Below are 20,423 nucleotides of genomic sequence, written 5' to 3'. Positions count from 1 at the left end.
ATTCGTTTAAGTTCTTACTTAAATTTTAGAAAATTACAAAATCATTTTAAAGGGTAAAAACCTTTCAACTTTTAAACATTTTTAGATAATTTTTATTAGTTTTTGAGTTATAAATTTGAAGTTTTGTCCACAAGACTAATAAATAGTACAGATTTTTTACGAATTAATAATTTCCTTCGTTTTGATAAATTTCGCTGCATTTTCACCTGCAATTTTTCCAAAAACAGATCCAGCCATTAAACCTGCACCGCCAGGGTAATTAAAGAAAAATAGACCTCCTACAACCTCTCCTGCAGCATATAGACCTGGAATAGAATTGGATAACACATCTTGAACTTCTGTCGTTGGGTTAATTTTCAAGCCTCCAAAGGTAAAGGTAATACCGCAAGTAACCGCATAAGCTTCAAACGGACCTTCCTCCAATGTGTTTGCCCAATTGGATTTGCGTACTTCTAATCCTTCTGTACACCTTCCGTCCTTGATATTTGGATTAAACGGGATATCCTTCCGAATCGACGCATTGTATTCTTTGACCGTTTGTAAAAAGCCTTTAGCGTCCACACCTTCAAGTATTTCCGCTAATTCCTCTAAAGTGTTAGCTTTTACTTTCGTTACTTGCCTGCCCTTGTATTCTTCTCGTAAAAGCCGTGCTGTTTTTTGATCGAAAATTTGCCAAGCAAATTGCCCCGGCTGTTCAAGAATTAACCTGCCATATTTTGCATAGGTGTAATTACGGAAATCAGCACCCTCATCCACAAAGCGCTTTCCTTCTGCGTTTACCATAATTCCAAAAGGATAGCTTAGCTTTTGAAAGCCTTCTGTAAATTCCGGAAGATACCTGTCGCCGCCGACCGAATGACAGCCCGACCAATTACCACAAGCAAGTGCGCCAATATTTAATGCCATTTGTATTCCCTCTCCAGTATTAAAACGGCTCCCTCTTGCATGGGCTAAGTCCCATTTCGGTCCTAAATAACGCGTCCGCATTTCAGGATTTGCGTGAAAACCTCCAGAGGCTAAAATGACGGACTTAGCATATACCTTTGTTGTTTTACCATTATGCTTAAAAATCACTCCCTGCACGCCTTCGTCATCATGGATCAACTCCGTTGCCATGGCATTGAATAGAATTTGAACACCTAATGAAGATGCTTCTTTATGCAAAGCTTCTACTAATCCAGGACCCCCGCCGACCGATTCCACAATCATTCCGCCCCAGAACTTAAATTTACCGTCTACCTTAAATGCTTGACGACCATATATAGGCACCCAGCGGACTTTATGGGCGGTGAGCCATTTCATTGTTTCAAAACTTTTCCCTGTTAAAATCGAAGCTAATTCCGGGTCTGTACGGTAATTGGTGACCCGGCACATGTCTTCATAAAATTCTTCCTCAGAATAGACGCCAAAATCAGAAGTCTCTATATCCTCTTGGGATAAATCTGGCATAATTTCCTTTAAATCCTCGATACCATCGTAAGCAAATCGAATGGAACCATGTGTATAGGTGCTGTTTCCTCCCTTTTCAGCTTCTGGTGCTTTTTCAAGTACCAAGACATTCGCTCCATTTTCCTTAGCTGAGATTGCTGCGCACATAGCTGCATTCCCTGCACCAACTACAACTACATCTGTTTCATAAATTTTGCTTTCACTCATCACTATCAGCCTCACTTTTTAAGAAAATGTCTTTGAAAAAAGCTGACTCAATTGCATTTGAGTCAGCTCTCTAATTTAAGCCTCTATTGTTGGTTTGTTTATTTCTTTATCACTGACGGTTTCACCCCAATAGGTATTCGCAATGGAATGATCTTCCTCTGTCCATTCAACTGGTTCCCAGTCCGGTTCAAAAATTAAATAACCATTTGTAAACAGTTCAACACGGCAGCCGCTTCCGGGATCAAGCACATATAAGTATAGTGCTTGTGAAACTCCATGTTTACCTGGACCGATGAACTTAATACGTTCTTCAGCTAAAATATCTGCTGCCCGCAGCACGTCTTGTGCGTTATCAAGCCAATAAGATATATGGTGCAGCTGGTTTGGTGTCTCTGCCTCCGGCCTTGAGATAACAGCAATGTCGTGAACGAGCGGCGTTACACTCATCCAGCCGGCTAAAGTTTTTTCATTGTTGTATCTAACATATTCACGCAGCTTAAAGCCTAATTGTGTACCCAAGTAATCAAGGATTTCTTGAACATCCATGGAAGTAGCAATATTTACATGGTCAAATCTTCTAGGAGAGCAGCCACGTGCCCAAGCCTTGTATGTTTGATTTTTCAGGACTGAACGGCTTTTTTCATCCGCTTTTGGTTTTTCTACATCATAATAAATTTCAAATGAATGCTGACTTGGCAGTTTAAAACGAATGGCCCGTCCTTGACCTGTTTCTTCACCCGCTTCAATCCATTTTACTTCCGTACCAGCTTTATGAAGCAGCTGAGCAAAACCTTCAACATCTTCCGGACGTTTGGTTCTCCAGCCAATATGATCGACATAACCTTTATCCCCCGCTGTTAAGGAAAGGGAGTGGTGTTCGAAATCGCCCCATGCCCGTAAATAATAGGTACCGTTTACTTCCTCTGTCACTTCTAAACCGATCACATCACGGAAAAACCAAAGCGATTTTTCTAGATCTGGTGTTACGAGTGCAACATGCCCTAACTTTGCAATTTCAGGTAAAGTCATCTTTTATTCCCCCTCAAATAATTAGATTTTATTAGAAAAATAGTTTTGAATTAAATGATTAAAGCTCTCCTGCTTTTCAATTTGTGTCCAATGCCCACATTTACCGAATACATGCATTTGTGAATTCGGAATATGTTCAAGATAGTAATAGCTGGATTCCACAGAGCAGACCATATCATCTCTTCCATGGACAAGCAGTACAGGATGTTCAATTCTTCTAAGTGCAGTTACAGGTACAGGGACAGCGGCTGTTGCGAAAATCGAATCATTGGAAATTTGGACTTCTGGTTTCATCGCTGTTTCATAGCGATAATCTGTCACAGCGTCAATAATAGGAGCCATAGCCTCAGCGTCATACACAAACCAACTCATAATTTGACGTAATTTCTCTGGTGATGGATTGTTGTAAAACCCTTTAGCACGAGCGAGCTCAGGGCTTAATTTGGTATTTGGTGTTCCTCCTGGTCCCATCAAAACCACTTTATCAAATCGCTCTGGATGTTCTAACAATAGCTCAAGCGCAATTGAGCATCCGAGTGAATTACCTACTAAATGAGCCTTTTGAACATCTAGTTCATCTAAAAGCTCTATCAATTGATTAATCCATAAATCCATCCATTCCTGTCTATTCTTTGGTAATGTCTCTGGATGGCTGCTGTTTCCGAAACCTAATAGATCCGGAGCAAGACAGTCATACGATTCGCAGCAGGCATTTAACGCATAGCGCCAATTCGCAAATGATGTAACACCAGGTCCTGAGCCATGTAAAAATAAAATTACTTCTGAATTGCCTTTACCTGCACGATTTAGGTAGGTTTCATAGTTAGCACTTTTAATCGATTGTTGAGTAATGTTTGTCAATTTTTATTCTCCTCCTCGTACTATTCATAAGGAATGCCACCATATTGAAATCCCTTACATTTTATCCTTACTGAAATTTTAGAAAATTTCATCATCTTTATCTAGAATAATAACTATTTAATTTATTATTATTTTTTAGTAAGTTTTTATTGGATTTTCACTCTATATTTCTAGTTCTCCCAAAGCTAAAAGCGAATCTAGTATCAAAAGTAACTGGTAGCTTTGTGATGAGTCTCGTAAATCCTTATTTATAAGTGTTTCGATTTTGTTAATCCGATACATAAGTCCACTCATCGACAATGACAAATCATCCATCGTTTGTTGGAGTTTTCCGCCATTTGCTAAAAACACATAAAGTGTTTTCAATAATTCCTTTTGTTTGCCCTCTCCTAATTTATAAAGCGCACCTAATTCTTGTTTCGCAATTTTCTTGATACCGCTGACATTTTTTGAATTAATTAATATACCAACAATCCCCAAATCTTTAAAATGGATTATTTTCTTCTCGGTTGACATCCTTAGGCTAATTAGTGATTCATCCAAATACTCCAAAACCTGTTCAATTTCCTCAGCTTTATCACTGATTCCAATTTTATAGTTGTAAAATGAATGGGTCGTTTCTATATGTTTTAATATTTTTTCCATATTAAGCAGTATGTTTGACGACTCTGGTATCAGCATAATAATCTTACCTTCATATTGACCAATTAATGCTTTATATCCCTGAATGTCTAGATACTTAGCGATCGATTCTAAAATTTGTTCATAGTAATCATTACTATCTTTTGCCGTCTTGCCATTTTCTTTATAGTCAATTGCAGCAATATAAAACGGGGTTTCAAGGTCTACCCCCATATAACGGCCGCGATTGATAATTTCTTCCCTAGAGGAATATTGTCCCTTTAAGATTTGTTCTAAAAAATAGCCTTTCATCTTTTCAAGTGCTTCAAAGCTCGTCTTCTCATTTAAAAGGTACAAAGAGGCTGCATTTGCTACACGCTCGATAAACATAATATTATTTTCGGAGCTTTTCTCTGTTTCTTTTAAATAAAGGAATGTACAATAACCAATTACTTTTTTTTGGACAATAATCGGAGTGATGAGCCGCTCTTGATTTTCTGTTTTTAGTCTTGTTGTTTCTTTAAAATGCGGAAGTGGTTTATTATTTTTTCTATTTTTTCGAATTAGGCTCTCTTTCAGTTCTTTACTCAAACTGCTATATTCGTCTTCTTCCATTCCTGCGTAAACAATCTTTTGGAAACTTAAATCCTCGATTGAAATGGGTATTTTTAATAATCCGAAAGTGGTATCGGCAATATCCTGCAAATTGCTTCCGTTTGAAATACTTTCCGTTAATTTTTTATGGAATTTGGAAACCTTATCGATATAATTTCGCTGTTCTAACAATTGCTCGTAGGTATACTCTAATTCTTCAATAATATTGATTTCATGATAGAATTTGAGTTCTTCCTCGATCTCCAGTCCCCAATCCTCCTGGAGCTTCATTTCGAAGCAGCATTCGGGATCCCCTTTGGCCACACAACTAATTTCCTTAACAATCAAACTCTTTTTACAAATCGTAGACATATAGCCGCTTGCATACCCCGTTAAAATATGGCATACAGGCATATCAGATTTCCCATGATGTTTAAGGTGCTCCTGGGCTTCGAATGAATGAATCCATTTTCCTTTTCCGCTTATTGTTTTGATATTTTCTGAATCAACCCATTCAATAAATCTTTCAGATTGGATATCTCCGATATGACCTGTACTTAAATGGAGTACGGCGGCTTGTTTAATAAGATAGTCTATGGAGGTACTTTTTAACATGGCTTCTTCCGCATCACTGACACCCAAACTCCAACCATAACGCAGTAAAAAACCCTTGGCCCGCTGTAATCCTAAATTTTCAATAATTCCTTTACGTAATAGTCCAAAGGCTCCAGCGGTGGTTAGAATTTTTTTATTTCCTTCTTCTATGTAGTTTGGTTCCAGTAAATTGTCGAGATTACCCTTCATAAACTCACCTTTTCCCTCTAAAGATTAAAAATTAAACTGGTCTGATTCTTACAAATGTCAAAGTTTAAAATAAAGACTCCTTACATGTTGCATACAAGGAGTCTTAATCTTTATAGCGTGTTTTATTTCTTGAAGGTAGCGGTTACTGCTCCTAAATAGTCAAACTCAGCTGTGAAGGTATCTCCATCCTCAATTGGTATTGCTTTTGAAAGTGCTCCTGAAAGAATGACTTCCCCTGCATGGAGAGAGATTCCGTAGCTTCCAAGAGCATTGGCTAGCCAGGCCACTGCTTGAGCTGGGTGACCCATTACTGCGGCACCTGTTGCTGAGTCCAAATATTCACCATTTCTTGTTACTGTCATTTTTACCGAGGCTAAATCCAATTTATCTAGTTTAGCCGTTGTACTTCCAATAATGGCTCCAGCAGATGACCCATTGTCTGCAACTGTATCCTCAAATTTGATTTGCCAATCTTTTATGCGGCTATCAATAATTTCAAGGGCTGGAACGACATAATCCGTAGCCTCAACCACATCATTCATTGTCACACCTGGACCTTTTAGGTCCTTTTTTAAAACAAATGCAATTTCAAATTCAATCCTTGGCTGAATATATTTAGTAAGACTTATGGTTTCCCCATCTCTATACATCATGTTATCAAGAAGATGACCATAGTCCGGTTCACTAACATTAAGCATTTCCTGCATGGCTTTACTAGTTAGCCCAATCTTTTTCCCAACGATTGCTGCACCTTTTTCTACCTTTTGCTTGATTTGGTATAGCTGGATGTTATATGCATCCTCAACTGAAATTACTTCGGTTGAGGATGTGAATGGGGCAATCGGTTTTTTCTCATCTTCTGCTTCCATTAAAGCAGTCGCCGCTTTTTGAATATCCATTACAGCTGTCCCCTTTTCAATTGAGTGTAAAGCTGTGTTAGACTGGGCTGTTGATTTACGCTACAGGTGCTACGCTTTCCGCGGGCTCACCCGTGAGCCTCCTCGGTCGTTCCGACCTGCGGGGTCTCACTCAGCTCGTTCATCCCGCAGGAGTCGAGCGCCTTTCGCTCCAATCAACAGGTTCTAAAATCAACAGTCTTCTTCAACACAGCCATGTGTTCATTAAACCGAAACAGCTTTTTCTTCTGATAAAGCACGGTACTTTCCACTATAAAAAACGAGTGGTTCTGCATCTTCTAAATGTATATCTGTTACTCTCCCAATGAACAGCGTGTGATCGCCTTCAAGATGTTCTGCAGATACTTCACAGGCAATTTGTGCAACTGCTCCGTTTAGTACGGGTTTCCCATCTAATCGGTCAAATTCCACTTCGCGGTGTTCTTTCAATTGTCCCGCAAAAATCATCGAAAGTTCTTGTTGATTTGCTGCTAATATATTCACAGAAAACGTTTTGCTTTGTTTAATTTTCTCAAGAATTCTTGCTTTTTCACCAATTGAGATTACAACTAATTTCGGGTCAAGTGACACAGACATGAAGGCATTTGCTGTCATACCATGCACATCTCCATCCACATCAGTAGCAATTACAGTTACGCCTGTTGCAAATTTCCCCATCGCGGTTCGAAATTGACGATCATCCATTTTACTAACCTCTCTCTTCTATAAAGTTAATCTACTATACTCTTAAGCTTCAATGGTCGGATTGTTTTCAGGTAAGGTGTCTGTTTGATCACCCCAGAAGGTAAAGCCTACATCCATCTCATCTAAAGTCCACACAATTGGCTCCCAGTCTGGTTCAAAAATCAAATAGCCATTTGTGAATAATTCTACGCGTACTCCACTTCCTGGATCGACCACGTATATATACATTGCTTGTGAAATCCCATGTTTACCTGGACCTTTAAACTTAAGTCCATGTTCTGTTAAAATGTCCGCTGCGCGCAGCAAATCTTGAGCATTATCCAGCCAGTAAGACAAGTGGTGAATCTGATGTGTTGATGGCGAGAATGGATCATGGCTTACCGCAATATCATGAACCAAAGGTGTCACGCTTAACCATGCGCCAATTAATGATTCATCCGGAGCTTTAACGCATTCTCTCATTTTAAATCCTAATTTCTCCATCAAATAATCTGAAATAACGTTGGCTTTCAAAGATGATAGAATATTAACATGGTCAATTCTTCGAGGAGAACAGCCTTTTGCCCATGATTTATATGTCTGGTTCTTTAACACTGAACGTTTAGATGGCTCGGCTAGTGTTTTTTCCATGTCATAATAAATTTCAAAACGGTGCTCACTCGGCAATTTAAAACGAATGGCTCTTCCTTGCCCTGCTTCCACTCCAGCCTCCACCCAGCTTACTTCTGTGCCTGCCTCCTCGAGCAGATGAGCAAATTGCTCTACATCTTCAGGACGCTTTGCTCGCCACGCGATATGATCAACATACGACTTTTCCCCAGCTGTTATGGATAAGGTGTGGTGCTCAAAGTCTCCCCATGCGCGTAAATAATGCGTGCCATTTACTTCTTCTGTTTCTTCTAATCCTATTAATTCTTTAAAGAACCATAGTGATTTTTCAAGGTCAGATGAGACTAAAGCTACATGTCCTAACTTTGCGATTTCTGGTAAACTCATGTTTTTTTCCTCCAATTAATTTTATATTTGAATCTTCAGAAAACAGAAAGCCTTTTCATTTAAGTTAGACAAAATAAGTATTCGGTTCTTGGCCGCAAAGGACTCTTCCATATGTTTCTATTAAACTTGATGGCGTAATGAATCCATGTAAATGCATGGCAAAAAAATCACGATAGACTAATTGTAAAGGATTGCTATGGTAGGTAAACATAGAACCAACTCCAGCAACTAGAAGGTCGATTGCTTCCTTACACAATTGATTTACGTACCCAAAATCCGCCTTTACTTTTACTATTTCTGCGGTATCCATTACCTCACCGCGTTCTGCATAGCTATCAATTTTATCAACAGCACGGTATAAGAACATTTCAGCAGTATCAATTTTCAATTGTGCTTGTGCCACTTGGTGATGTGTTATTGGTGCTTCATTTTGTTTATGATAAAAGGTGTTACCGATTCCAGCCTTCGGAAGTCTTTCCATATAAAGGTCCATAGCTGCCTGCGCAAGCCCTAATGCCGGTCCTACAATTGATAAAGTAAGAGATGGCACAAAAGAAGATCTATATAAAGAAACGTCTTTCAGCGGTTCAATTAGATAATGACCTTTGCTTGCTAAGCGATCTAACGATACACGGTGTTCTGGAACGAAAACATTTTGAATTCTACAGCTATTGCTGCCGGAACCCTTTAATCCCATAACATTCCAGTCGTCAATAATCTCAATTTCCTCGCGCGGTACAACCATGATAGCCATTTCCATTCCGCCATTTTCATCCACTAATGGGAATCCAAAGTAGCACCAATCGGCATGTGGACTTCCTGAAACAAATGGCCACTGGGCTTCTTCAACAAAATATCCGCCTTCGACCTTTTTGATATTACATTTAATAGGTTTAAAGTTACCTGCTAATACAACATCTTTTCCTGTAGAATAAATCTCATTTAATGCTTTTTCTCCAAATGTATAGGAAATCATATAGTCACGTATATTGCTAAGGCAAACGAACCAGCCGGCTGAACCGTTACCACGGGAAATCTCTGTTACGACCTCTGTGAACGCTCTCATATTTGTCTGATAGCCGCCAAACATATGAGGTCTTAGTACCTTTAAAAGTCCCTCATTTTTCAAATCATTAACGATTTCTTCTGGAATTCTACTTTTACTATCAATATCTTGGCTAAACTCACGCAGTTTAGGAATTAGAGCCCTTGCTCTGTCGACTAATACATTTTTCGTTTCCAACACGCTTTGGTTCATATGAAAACCTCCCGTAATATGGTTGTCGTACCTTTTAAACTTCGTTAACCACTTCCTGAGCTATACCCATATTCTGATATTTCTCGCTGACGCTTTCCGCAATACGTGTTAAATGTTTTTCCATTAGCTTTTTCGCTAGTTTAGCGTCCCGCTCTTTTAAGCTAAAGTAAATCATCCAGTGCTCCGCCTGTGATTGTTTTCTTCGTTCTGATGTAAATAACATTGATGGATTTCCAACATAATTCAAGTAATCCCATAACTGATTTGCTAAAGTAAACGTATAGGGCAACTTAGCTGCTTGATAAATGATTCGGTGAAACTCAATGTTGAGAAGAGAATACTCTTCTTCGGAGATTTCTAGATTATCCATCTTAGTCAAAATCGAATACATTTGAGAGAGTTCATCATCAGTTAAATTTTTTATCGCATGCTCTGTCATTAAGGCATCCAGGTTTGCACAGACCAATAATCGCTCCATGACTTCTTCCATCTCAGGTCTCTTTACAAAAACACCTACTTGGGGAATGATTGACAAAAATCCTTCTTCTGCAAGTTTTGTCAAAGCCTTGTGTATCGGTGTCCGGCTCATATTTAAATGCTCTGAAACTTCATTCACATTAATCGCTGTATCAGGTATCCAAATTCCATCAATAATTTGTCTCTTAATATAGCGATAAGCCTGATCTATTTTCATCTTCATACACCTTCAATTCTCATTTATTGTTACCCCTATAATATTAGTAATTACTCTAGTAGTCTAGGTATCAACGGTGTATTCGTATGAACTTTAATGATCTACTATTATTTCTATATTTCACCGTTGAAAAAATCTGAAGTTAGTTTGATAAACCTTTCCTTTTGTTCCACCTGTGCCCAATGCCCACAACGTTTGAAGATATGTAACTGTGCATTTGGAAGATACTCCATAACGTAAAGGCTACTTTCAAGTGGTACGAATCGGTCTTGGTGTCCATGAATGAGTAACATTTCATGATCCATTTGTTTAAGTGCGGAAGGAGGAACAAGCATGTCGGACAAATGTGATTTCGTGAAATTTTCCTCGTAAGATTTGCGTACATCCGGTCTTAAGAACAACTCTAAACGTTCTGCAACAATATTTTCCAGTTTATCCTCTAAAATACTCTTATCGTATAAGAACCAGCTTAATAGATTTTTAAATGCGACAGGATTTGGATCTTTATGGAAGTTTGCTAACTTAGCAAGTTCTGGTGTAGGTTCTTTCAAGCCGCCTCCTGCCCCCATCAATACGATACGGCCAAATCTTTCGGGAGCGTACATAAGAAGGTGAAGTGCAATAACACCGCCCAAGGAATTTCCAACCAAATGGGCTTTTTTAACTTCTAAAGCGTCCATTAATGATAGTACTTGATTTACCCGAATCTGCATCCATTCCGCTCCATTTTGAGGATATTCTTCAGGATGTTCCGTATTACCAAAGCCATAGATATCTGGTGCCACTACGTGGAAATTCTCTTGAAAACGAGGTAGAATTTCTCTCCAATTCGACTGTCCGCTTGCCCCAGGTCCGCTGCCGTGTAAAAAAATGATTGTCTCAGATGACCTAGGATCTCCACCTTCATTAATAAAAGTTTGATAGTTTCCAGTTTGGATCCTTCGTGATATTACTTCAGCCATTCTTTTTACCTCCACTTTATTAAATGATTGATTCTTTCACTAAAATTTTAGTACTTATGATTTCCATCATGATAGTAGTATAAATCCTATAAAAAAGCGCTTTCATTAACTAACTATAATTTTACCTACTTCGCACTATTCTGTCAATTAATTCTAAAAATTTATTTAATTCAAATTTATCTGTAGTTTTTCACTGTTTATAAATAAACTATCACCTTTTAACAATAAGAGGTCTTTTAATAATTTCCATCACTTCTGAGGCTGGTAAACCATTTTCAATTAGTTGAACCATTACTTTCATGTATCTGTGAATATGATGGAAATACTTTTTGTAACCCGCACACAAATAGTTTAACCCTGGTTCCCCATCCGGAGTTAATAGGAAACGTTGTTTTGGACATTCTCCATTACAAGCAAAACGAACCTCACAGCTTTGACAGTACTTCGGTAGTGAGGATTTTTTATTTTCACCAAATGCCTGCTGCTTATTTGAATCAATCATCTCACTAAACATGTCATCAAAGATATTCCCTAGCTTGTATTCAGGATACATAAAGTGATCACAGGAATACACATCACCATTATGTTCAACAATTCCTGCCCTCCCACACGTTTCCGCAAAAAAACATGTTGTAGCTGGAAGTCCCAGCCAAGCCGTAAGCGCATGCTCAAAGTTCATTACATGAATTTTACCAACATCTTTTTTTACCCATTCTTCGAAAATGGCAATAAGAAAGTCACCATATTTTTCTGATTCTACTGTCCAGGAAGAAACGGCTTTCTGGGCTTCTTCCTGCTTTACTGAAGGTGGTGTGGCATGACGGAGCCCAAGCTTTAATGCTTCAGTATCTGGCATTCTCTCTACTATTGGGATAAACTGTATGTATTCTACCCCCTCCTTCTTAAAAAAGTTATAAATTTCTAGCGGATACCTAGAAGAATGGTTGGTTACACAAACCAATACATTAAACGAAACCTTGTATTTTTTTAATAAATGAAGTGCATTACGCACCTTATGAAAAGTCGGTTTCCCACCACGATCAACCCTATATCGGTCATGAATGGATTCAGGTCCATCCAAACTTAATCCTACAAGAAATTTATGTTTGGCCAAAAACTGGCACCATTCTTCTGTTAACAGCGTTCCGTTTGTTTGCAGTGAATTGGTGATTCGTTTTCCTGCCCCATATTTTTTTTGCAATTCAATGACCCGCTTGTAAAAATCAAGGCCCAATAAGGTTGGTTCTCCACCCTGCCATACAAATGGTATTTCATCAACAACTTGAGATTTTATGTATTGACTAATAAACTCCTCCAGCGTCTCCTCAGACATTCTGAACTTACTTTTTCCTGTAAAGAGAGCTTCTTTTTCTGTATAAAAGCAGTATTCGCAATCCAGGTTACAAATAGGTCCAGATGGTTTTGCTAGAATATGATAGCCTTTTGTTTGTGTTTTCGTTTGCTCCATTTTTCTTCCCTCGTTTCTTTATAATAAATGCCAGTAACACAGATGATCGGTTACTGGCTTTTTACTTTGCTTGGAACATTTTCCTTTTATTTTAGTTCGTAAACTACTTTTTCGAGGTCTCCTGAAAACTCAAAATTACCTTCATTTTCGTATGCCGGACTCACAGGATAATGTGTATCTCTTCCTATGTCCAATCCTTCAAAACTGATTTTAAATTTATGAGTTTGATCAATCATTACCTCCCCTGTTTTCTCTCCGTTAACATAAAGACTACCTATTCCTTTATGAAGTTCGGTAGGGTTAAACTCATATTTAATGGTGGATTGCCCAATAGGAGCATCCATTTCAATCCGATAAACCTTTGTTCCTATGTTGTACTCATAAACTAGTTTGTTATCTTTAATATAAAGGGTATAACCGCTCTCATAGTTTCCTAATGCCACTAGTACCCCTTCTTCAGTAGTGCTTTCCCGGTTAATTGGAACTGTTATCGAATATGGCCGGTTTATGATAAATGGTGCAGCACCTTCAGGCAGCAGTGACATGCCGGGATAGAAAGTAAAGGTGGTACGATTACGATTAGAATCACTAGGTATAACTAAAAATCCGTCTCCCATTATGTCAGTCATCGGGATAACATCATATTTCTTTGCTTCCTTATCCCATAACTTTTGGAGTTCTTTTAACCTTTTTTCCTCTTTTGCCGCAAGATTATTTGTTTCAGTAGGGTCTTTAGCTAGATGATAAAGTTCCCATACATCACTTTCGTATGGCTGTCCTTTTGTATGACGTGCGATTGCTTTCCAGCCGTCATGGTAAATGGCGCGCTGTCCATTATTTTCGAAATATTGGGTTTCCCTACCTGGTGCGCCTGTGTCTTTAAATGTTTCAGCGAAACTCTCACCTTGAAGCTGTATTTGTTTAACTCCCTTTATTTCTTGCGGCATTTCAATTCCGGCTATGTCATAAACAGTTGGGGTGATGTCACTCACGTGGACATACTGATCTCGGATTTCCCGTTTGTCCTTAATACCTTTAGGGTAATATACAATCAGCGGTGTTTTAGTGCCCGCTTCATACATCGTTGATTTATATAATTTAAAAGGAGTGTTACTTACCTGAGCCAAGCCAGCTGGAAATTCTACTTTTGCCTTATCCGTTCCAAAATGATCTATATTCTCGACAATATCGTCGAGTGTTTCTGGCATATCGTTATAGGCCATTGTATGATTGATTGAACCTGTAGCCTTCCCCATTGCACTTGCCCCGTTATCGGACAAGAAAACAATCATTGTATTATCTAACTCCCCAACAGAACGCAGGTGATTGATAAATCTTCCAATTTGCTCATCTGTATGCGTTAAAAATCCCGCATAAGTTTCCTGGAAACGCGTGAACGTTTCTTTCTCGACTTCTGTAAGTTGATCCCATGGTTTCACTCCTGGATTTAGTGGTGCAAGCACTGCAGAATCTGGAATAATTCCTAGATCTTTTTGCTTCTTAAACCTTTGTTCCCGGATTTTATCCCAGCCTCCATCATATACGCCTTCATATTTTTCAATGTATTCCTCCGGCACCTGAACCGGTTGATGCTGGGCACCAAACGCTAAATTCAAGAAAAAAGGCTTTTCTGGGTTTACAGATGCATGATCGGTAACATACTGATTAGCCTTGTCAACGATATCTTCTGAGAAATGATAGTTTTCCTTTTCCGGTACATCAATAAAACTATTATCTTGAACAAGTTCTGGTTTATATTGATCACTGGAGTCTTCCAGTATTCCGTAAAATCTGTCAAAGCCTTTACCAAGCGGCCAATTTTCATATGGACCGGCAGGAGTTACCTGATGGGATGGCGCTAAGTGCCATTTCCCTAATGTATAGCTACTGTAGCCTTCTTCTTTAAGTACCTCGGCTATCGTGCCCGCCTCTGGATAGATTCGTCCTCGTTTGTTTGGATACTCTGGACCCATATCAAAATTAGCTACAGTTGACATTCCTATATCATGAGGATTGCGCCCCGTTAGCAATGCAGCACGGGTTGGTGAACAAACTGGAGTTACATGAGAATTGTTGTAGCGCAGCCCATTCTCCGCCAACCAATCTAGATTTGGTGTTTGGATCTCTGAACCATAACTTCCCAGGTCGGAAAATCCTGAATCATCCAAAACAATGTACACGATATTTGGCTTCGAGGAGTCTTCTCCTTCCTTATGCTTCCCATTTTCCTTCTGTACCTTTGTCTTATTCGTTTCTGCTTTTACTTCCTGCTCCATAAAGTTTTTATACGAACAACCTGATAATAACGTTAAGGCAGATGCAAATACGGTAAACTTCTGAAATGGTGATTTATTCAATACTTTTAATCGATTATCCACACTATCATTCTCCTTTTCCAATCAAATATCAATTTCTATATATTCACACTGTATCAACAAAGCCTCGCCTTCTTATTTCTCCTTTAAAATAGGAGACACCCCTTTCTAATTTTGCAGTGAATGCAGTTATTCACTACCTAAAAGAATGGGGTGTCTTTAATTTTTAAGGAACTTATGAATTTAAGGTAACCTCTAAATCCTTTTTCGGTTTCATAACGGCTACCGCCCAAATTAGAGCTAAAAGAATTAATCCAACAGAACTAATTGCTATTGGGAAACGGCCAATATCTTGGTTAAAGATATTTTGAATGACTTGGAATGCAAATGGACCCATTATACCACCTAAGCCTTGACCCACTACAACTAACCCTACTTGAGGCGGCGCACCTGCTGGAGTAAGCTCAGATACTCTAGCAAATACCCCAGGAAGTCCAATTCCCATACCAGCACCACCGATGATACTGCCGATAAAAATCATTGTTAAAGTTGGAGAAAAATAACAAATGACCATTCCTAACCCCGTCACAAAAACTCCGACTGGAAGGTAGAAGTTTGGAAGTGCATGTTTTACCTTTCCAAAAACAAACCCTGCCAGCAGTGTCCCAAAAGTAAATATGGAGATTGCCAAACCAGCCTCCGTTGCAGTACCTAATTGATCACCTTGGATAACAACAGAAATGTTTGTTACATAACCAAAAATTAATGCAGAAAAAAGCACCTGTCCCAAGCAGACCCAATAGATTGCCTTAGGAAGCTTGACCTTAGCCTTTGAGCCAGTCGCTTCTGATACCTGTTTCTTCTCAGGTTCGGGAAGATAAACAATAGTCAAAGCCAGTATCCATATCGGGAAAAGGTAAGTAAGGAATCCATATTGCCAGCCAAAAGAATCTGCTAAAATCCCTCCGCCTAATTGGAAGAAAATCGCTCCAATACATGCAATCGTAGAGGTTCCAAAACCAATCAAGAAATCTCTTTCCCTGCCGTCAAAGAAATCTGTAATTACATCTATCGATAACGGCATTGTTATCCCTACACCTAACCCTAAAAGTCCTCTCATCGCAATTATCAATGGAAGGTTATCAATAAAAGTCGGGAGTGTTCCACCTATAATAAATAAAGTCAATCCGATAAATAGCAATGTTTTCTTTTTAAATACTTTGGTTAGTTTTCCATAAAATAACGCCGGTACGATTTGTATGAGACCCGGGAAAGTAGCTACCAACATGACAATGGTGGGATCATAATCTGGAAATGCCTTAATAATGTCGGCCATAATCGATCCTGCCACTCCAGCTGCAACATCTTGGAAAGCTAGAATGACGACCAAAAACTTAAGCATATTTCTACTGATATTTTTTGCCATTTTTTATCCCCCTTTTGTTTTTCAGTTCGCAAAAGACTTTTTGTAATCGTTTTCATTTAATAAAAGATAAAAATTCTTCTGCCCTGCTTGTGGCCTGCAAGCAACGACAGCTAAAATTTCAGTTTTACACAAACTAAAATTTTACATTACTTTTTTTCACGCTCTTACCGGAAAAAAACGTAAAAAATGCACTTCCTTTTGCTAACTGTAATTCTACAGTCGTACAAAATACTTGTCAATGTATTCATAATATTTTATATTTTCCGAACAATTATCTACACAATTTCTCTGTTAATTTAAAAAAGAACACTCAATTTCTACTATTTATTAGCTAATTTTTTTCTTGAATCTTTGTGAATGTATGAACTCTATTTATATTTTTTATTAGTGAAAGCACTTGAATTTTATTTATTTTGAGTTTTTTTAAATGTAAACGTCTTCACTAAATTTATTTGATTTATAATGTAAGAAAATATGTTATATTCTAATAAATGAAAAATGGGAGTGAAAATATGAATACACTAGTCCAGCGCGCCTATAACTTTAATGCAGGTCCATCTGCCCTTCCGTTAGCAGTTCTTGAGAAAGCTCAACAGGAACTTATCAATTTTCGTGGTACGGGCATGTCAGTCATGGAGCTCAGCCATCGTAGTGCTGTCTATGAAGAAGTACATAACAACGCCATTGCACTTCTAAAAGAATTGTTATCTATTCCGGAAAATTACGAGGTCCTTTTTTTGCAAGGAGGAGGAAGTCTTCAATTTTCAATGGTTCCAATGAACTTTTTGAAACCAGGAGAAAAAGCAGGATATATCATGTCCGGGTCATGGTCTGAAAAAGCATATTCTGAAGCTAAACTTTTTGGAGATGCTTATCATGTGGCTTCTACAAAGGAAGGACAATATAGCCGTGTCCCTCAATTTGACGAATTGAAATACAATCCGACAGATGCATACATTCATCTCACATCAAATAATACAATATACGGGACACAATGGAAGGACTTTCCTGATACGGGTGATGTACCATTGATTGCGGATATGTCCAGTGATATCTTATCCAAGCCTTTTGATGTTAGCAAATTTTCATTAATTTATGCCGGAGCCCAAAAAAATCTTGGTCCTTCTGGTGTTACAGTAGCAATCATTCGCAAGGATCTGCTTGAAAAAGCGAATCCTAACATTCCGACTATGCTAAAGTATAGCACCCATTCAAAAAACAATTCTTTATATAACACACCGCCTACATTCGGCATTTATATGCTAGGCGAAGTTTTGAACTGGATAAAAGAAACAGGTGGAATTAAAGAACTAACCAAACGAAACGAGGAAAAAGCAAAACTCATTTATGACGCAATCGATCAAAGCAATGAATTTTATATTGGTCATGCCGAAGTCGAAAGCCGCTCACTTATGAATATTACTTTCCGAGTGAAGGATGAAGAATTAGAGAAGAAATTCTTAGCTGAAGCAAAGAATGCAGGATTTATCGGTGTAAATGGTCACCGCTCTGTTGGAGGCTGCAGAGCCTCTACCTATAACGCTGTACCATATGAAACATGTAAAGCTTTCAGTGAGTTCATGATTCAATTTCAAAATGCAAATCAATAAGTAACACAAAAAGGGAGGTATTAATTTTATATACTTCCCTTTTTCATTTTTCTAAACAAACGATATCCTCTTCTGACATTGTTAACGATAAAGAAAGGAATCGGAATATTATATTTATAAATAAAAGGTAGATAAAATTTGTAATATGCCTTTTTTAGGTCATCCCACTTTCGGCATTTACCCTGCTTATAAAAATCTGAAACATCGACTATATACCCTCTCCCATTGCTCATCACGACATTTTTTCCGTGTACATCAAAAGGATTTAATCCAACCGACCTTGCATACGCAATCCCCTCATCTACATCGTGGATAACGGACTCTGGAATACGTAGTCCTTTTATCACTGCATCGAACAGATTTACACCATCTATCCTTTTTAAAATCAAATAATTATCCCCATAGTCAATTAACGAGGAAAAGGATGGATGATTCCCTAGTTTTTTATACACTTCCACTTCCTTTTTTAATTCCTCAGGTTTTCTTCCATACACCTTTACCACCCATTTCGGATTTGACCGATGCAAAAAGACACCTGCATAATTTCCACTTCCAATAGTTTTCCACGTATTCGAAAAATTTTTTACAATAATTGGTTCAAACGGACCTTCAGTTGATAATTGGATATTGGGTAATAATTCATTTCCAATTAATTTTGTATATTTCTCTATTTTCATTTGTACACCTCAAAACAAACTAAATAATTCTTTCCTTCAAGTATACATCTCATATACACTTAGAATAGAAAATATATTCTTAATTTTTATTTCATGTTATTACTTATTAATAGTGAGGTGTTCTTGTGTTATTCCCAACGTTAGAAACTGATCGATTAAAACTCATTGAGATTACTCCTATACATACTTTAAGCATATTTGAAATTTTATCATTAGATGAGGTAACCAGATATTACGGTACTGATCGATTCACCTCAATTGAAGAAGCAAGAAAGATAATAGAGGTGTTCCAGAAAAATTTTTATGAAAAACGGGCAATGCGCTGGGGAATAGTCCTGAAGGAAAATAACAAATTTATCGGTACATTAGGTCTAAATGGATTACAGCTAAAAAATAAAAAAGCTGAAATTGGCTATGAGATACATCCATCCTTTTGGAGAAAAGGCTACACTTCTGAAGCTATAAAAGAGGTATTACGATATAGCTATCAAGAGTTGAAATTGAACCGTATAGGTGCAGTTGTTTACCTAGAAAACGAGGCTTCTAGTAATCTCCTTCAAAAGTTAGGTTTTAAAAAAGAAGGGGTCCTGCGTGATTACTTATTTCAAAACAACTCTTATCATACCACCAGTATGTTTTCTTTGCTTAAGCGGGAATGGGAACTGCCTGCAGCTGAGTCTTTAGGTACTCATGCTAAATAAAAAAACGCCAGGTAATCCTGGCTTTTATTCTTCAAAGTAATCTCTAAACGCTTTGGGGTTATTGGATTCCTTCCCCTTATAATAAGGGTTATTCTCAGTGGAATCCTGCGGGTCAAGGTTTGTCTTAATAATTAAATGTGGTTCGGATGGCTGCTCAGCAATCATTCTGTCGTTTAATTGATCGAAATCAGGCAGTTTGTTATTTCCAGGTTGTCTAGGTTCCATATCTGTGACACCTCCTAAAAATAGGTTGCTGATTTTTCTTTTTTATCATACACTCTTTCTTTATTATAAAATAATAAAAAAGAAAAAACTAGGAAGTAGAGACTTCCTAGTATGTTTATTCTTCTTCGACGCCGAGTAAGAAATCTGGATTTAAGTCCTCGAATTCTTCGTCGTCAACATCCATTCCCCATTCATCGTCATCATCATGGCATCCCTTTGGATTAATGGCGACACATACTTTTGTTTCGCCAATGACTTCTACCAGGAATTCCCTTTCAACATGAACAATGATTCGATTGCCATTTGGGGAAATAACGGCTTCACAACAATTTGGCTGCTGCAGAACGCGAGCACAAATTTCATTGTCGTCCAAGCAATCATGGTCACGGTATCGTAACTTAATAACATCCGTATACTGAACCTTTTCAGTTACTACTTCTGTTCTGGTATTGTCATTAAATGAATACCAAGCATTAATGTCATACGAGCCGTGTATTTCTACAGTTTTGCCGACTTTTTTCGCGTTGTATTTATGGTTGATAATCCAACATCCAAGAATGCTTGTTGGACTATGTGCCGGGCTAATCGTATGATTGGACTGGGTGAATTTACGCCCTTTCGCTACTACGGCCTTCGTAATTATCTCTCTGTATTCTCCCATTTCGCGCGAACCCTCCTCATTCATTTTCATTTCATCCTATGCAAGATATTAGACTAGTGTGCGATATATTTCTGCGAATACTGGTTAAAAGTTTAGTCATAGTTCATTTTATGCGGGAGTTTGAGGTAGGTTCCTTTTTGGGCATGTACTTTACGTAAAGAGGCATTTTTCTGTAGGCTGTGTTAAATAAGGCTGTTGATTTGCGCTCCACTAAGGAAAGCTTCTTTGAATAATCACCGCAGGGACAGGCGGTCTTTGCCTGTT

Annotated in this window: 18 protein-coding genes; 2 read left to right on the top strand and 16 right to left on the bottom strand. The window is 38.1% G+C overall.

The annotated features are described in order from the left end of the window. Positions 1-156: 156 nt before the first annotated feature. The 13 genes from tcuA to BANA01_RS17350 form a co-directional block, all read right to left on the bottom strand. Complete coding sequence (tcuA, locus tag BANA01_RS17410) at positions 157-1,656, bottom strand: FAD-dependent tricarballylate dehydrogenase TcuA (protein WP_157411822.1); 1,500 nt, start codon at positions 1,654-1,656, stop codon at positions 157-159. Between the two features lie 75 nt (positions 1,657-1,731). Beyond that, positions 1,732-2,685, bottom strand: a complete 954-nt coding sequence (locus BANA01_RS17405) for a VOC family protein (RefSeq protein ID WP_063254122.1) — start codon at positions 2,683-2,685, stop codon at positions 1,732-1,734. A 21-nt stretch (positions 2,686-2,706) separates the two neighbouring features. Continuing rightward, positions 2,707-3,546, bottom strand: a complete 840-nt coding sequence (locus BANA01_RS17400) for an alpha/beta fold hydrolase (protein WP_063254121.1) — start codon at positions 3,544-3,546, stop codon at positions 2,707-2,709. A gap of 162 nt (positions 3,547-3,708) precedes the next feature. Further along, positions 3,709-5,565 (bottom strand): V4R domain-containing protein, encoded by a 1,857-nt coding sequence (locus tag BANA01_RS17395; protein ID WP_063254120.1) that lies wholly within the window; start codon positions 5,563-5,565, stop codon positions 3,709-3,711. 122 nt (positions 5,566-5,687) lie between these two features. Next, entirely contained in the window at positions 5,688-6,464 is a 777-nt protein-coding gene (locus BANA01_RS17390) for a 2-keto-4-pentenoate hydratase (protein ID WP_034674443.1), read from the bottom strand. A gap of 222 nt (positions 6,465-6,686) precedes the next feature. After that, a complete protein-coding gene (locus BANA01_RS17385; RefSeq protein WP_034674445.1) occupies positions 6,687-7,166 on the bottom strand; it encodes a flavin reductase family protein in 480 nt (159 codons plus the stop codon). A 42-nt stretch (positions 7,167-7,208) separates the two neighbouring features. Next, complete coding sequence (locus BANA01_RS17380; RefSeq protein WP_034674446.1) at positions 7,209-8,162, bottom strand: VOC family protein; 954 nt, start codon at positions 8,160-8,162, stop codon at positions 7,209-7,211. Between the two features lie 64 nt (positions 8,163-8,226). After that, on the bottom strand, positions 8,227-9,420 hold the full coding sequence (locus BANA01_RS17375; RefSeq protein ID WP_034674447.1) for an acyl-CoA dehydrogenase family protein: 1,194 nt from the start codon (positions 9,418-9,420) through the stop codon (positions 8,227-8,229). Positions 9,421-9,454: 34 nt separating this feature from the next. Beyond that, entirely contained in the window at positions 9,455-10,114 is a 660-nt protein-coding gene (locus BANA01_RS17370) for a GntR family transcriptional regulator (protein ID WP_034674449.1), read from the bottom strand. Positions 10,115-10,227: 113 nt separating this feature from the next. Beyond that, positions 10,228-11,076, bottom strand: coding sequence for an alpha/beta fold hydrolase (locus BANA01_RS17365; protein ID WP_034674451.1), 849 nt, complete (start codon positions 11,074-11,076; stop codon positions 10,228-10,230). A gap of 211 nt (positions 11,077-11,287) precedes the next feature. Continuing rightward, positions 11,288-12,544: an anaerobic sulfatase maturase gene (locus BANA01_RS17360; protein ID WP_034674453.1), complete on the bottom strand. Its 1,257-nt coding sequence runs from the start codon at positions 12,542-12,544 to the stop codon at positions 11,288-11,290. 86 nt (positions 12,545-12,630) lie between these two features. Beyond that, positions 12,631-14,922, bottom strand: coding sequence for an arylsulfatase (locus BANA01_RS17355; RefSeq protein WP_034674456.1), 2,292 nt, complete (start codon positions 14,920-14,922; stop codon positions 12,631-12,633). 172 nt (positions 14,923-15,094) lie between these two features. Then, positions 15,095-16,285 carry an MFS transporter gene (locus BANA01_RS17350; RefSeq protein WP_034674457.1) on the bottom strand — a complete coding sequence of 397 codons (1,191 nt, stop codon included), beginning with the start codon at positions 16,283-16,285 and terminating at the stop codon, positions 15,095-15,097. A gap of 512 nt (positions 16,286-16,797) precedes the next feature. On the opposite strand from BANA01_RS17350, the gene serC reads away from it, so the two are divergent. Next, positions 16,798-17,895: a 3-phosphoserine/phosphohydroxythreonine transaminase gene (gene serC / locus BANA01_RS17345; protein WP_034674459.1), complete on the top strand. Its 1,098-nt coding sequence runs from the start codon at positions 16,798-16,800 to the stop codon at positions 17,893-17,895. A 26-nt stretch (positions 17,896-17,921) separates the two neighbouring features. On the opposite strand, the gene BANA01_RS17340 is transcribed toward serC, so the two are convergent. Next, positions 17,922-18,572, bottom strand: coding sequence for a protein kinase family protein (locus BANA01_RS17340; protein WP_034674461.1), 651 nt, complete (start codon positions 18,570-18,572; stop codon positions 17,922-17,924). A 125-nt stretch (positions 18,573-18,697) separates the two neighbouring features. On the opposite strand from BANA01_RS17340, the gene BANA01_RS17335 reads away from it, so the two are divergent. Then, positions 18,698-19,273 carry a GNAT family N-acetyltransferase gene (locus tag BANA01_RS17335; RefSeq protein WP_034676697.1) on the top strand — a complete coding sequence of 192 codons (576 nt, stop codon included), beginning with the start codon at positions 18,698-18,700 and terminating at the stop codon, positions 19,271-19,273. Positions 19,274-19,297: 24 nt separating this feature from the next. Here the strand turns inward: BANA01_RS17335 and BANA01_RS17330 are convergent, their stop codons facing one another. Both BANA01_RS17330 and BANA01_RS17325 read right to left on the bottom strand, forming a co-directional pair. Next, a complete protein-coding gene (locus BANA01_RS17330; RefSeq protein ID WP_034676699.1) occupies positions 19,298-19,498 on the bottom strand; it encodes a hypothetical protein in 201 nt (66 codons plus the stop codon). Positions 19,499-19,613: 115 nt separating this feature from the next. Continuing rightward, the gene (locus BANA01_RS17325; protein ID WP_034676730.1) at positions 19,614-20,159 is read right to left on the bottom strand and encodes an outer spore coat protein CotE; all 546 of its coding nucleotides are present in this window, start codon (positions 20,157-20,159) and stop codon (positions 19,614-19,616) included. Positions 20,160-20,423: the final 264 nt, after the last annotated feature.

This window comes from Neobacillus niacini NBRC 15566, from assembly GCF_001591505.1.
Lineage (GTDB): Bacteria > Bacillota > Bacilli > Bacillales > Cytobacillaceae > Neobacillus > Neobacillus niacini.
The sequence above is the reverse complement of the archived record's forward strand: the minus strand, read 5'-3'. Positions and strand labels throughout refer to the sequence as shown.

Excerpts from the sequence above, each read along its gene's own strand:
- tcuA (WP_157411822.1), bottom strand. The coding sequence starts at position 1,656 with ATGAGTGAAAGCAAAATTTATGAAACAGATGTAGTTGTAGTTGGTGCA.
- BANA01_RS17405 (WP_063254122.1), bottom strand. The coding sequence starts at position 2,685 with ATGACTTTACCTGAAATTGCAAAGTTAGGGCATGTTGCACTCGTAACA.
- BANA01_RS17395 (WP_063254120.1), bottom strand. The coding sequence starts at position 5,565 with ATGAAGGGTAATCTCGACAATTTACTGGAACCAAACTACATAGAAGAA.
- BANA01_RS17390 (WP_034674443.1), bottom strand. The coding sequence starts at position 6,464 with ATGGATATTCAAAAAGCGGCGACTGCTTTAATGGAAGCAGAAGATGAG.
- BANA01_RS17385 (WP_034674445.1), bottom strand. The coding sequence starts at position 7,166 with ATGGATGATCGTCAATTTCGAACCGCGATGGGGAAATTTGCAACAGGC.
- BANA01_RS17380 (WP_034674446.1), bottom strand. The coding sequence starts at position 8,162 with ATGAGTTTACCAGAAATCGCAAAGTTAGGACATGTAGCTTTAGTCTCA.
- BANA01_RS17375 (WP_034674447.1), bottom strand. The coding sequence starts at position 9,420 with ATGAACCAAAGCGTGTTGGAAACGAAAAATGTATTAGTCGACAGAGCA.
- BANA01_RS17370 (WP_034674449.1), bottom strand. The coding sequence starts at position 10,114 with ATGAAAATAGATCAGGCTTATCGCTATATTAAGAGACAAATTATTGAT.
- BANA01_RS17365 (WP_034674451.1), bottom strand. The coding sequence starts at position 11,076 with ATGGCTGAAGTAATATCACGAAGGATCCAAACTGGAAACTATCAAACT.
- BANA01_RS17360 (WP_034674453.1), bottom strand. The coding sequence starts at position 12,544 with ATGGAGCAAACGAAAACACAAACAAAAGGCTATCATATTCTAGCAAAA.
- BANA01_RS17350 (WP_034674457.1), bottom strand. The coding sequence starts at position 16,285 with ATGGCAAAAAATATCAGTAGAAATATGCTTAAGTTTTTGGTCGTCATT.
- serC (WP_034674459.1), top strand. The coding sequence starts at position 16,798 with ATGAATACACTAGTCCAGCGCGCCTATAACTTTAATGCAGGTCCATCT.
- BANA01_RS17340 (WP_034674461.1), bottom strand. The coding sequence starts at position 18,572 with ATGAAAATAGAGAAATATACAAAATTAATTGGAAATGAATTATTACCC.
- BANA01_RS17330 (WP_034676699.1), bottom strand. The coding sequence starts at position 19,498 with ATGGAACCTAGACAACCTGGAAATAACAAACTGCCTGATTTCGATCAA.
- BANA01_RS17325 (WP_034676730.1), bottom strand. The coding sequence starts at position 20,159 with ATGGGAGAATACAGAGAGATAATTACGAAGGCCGTAGTAGCGAAAGGG.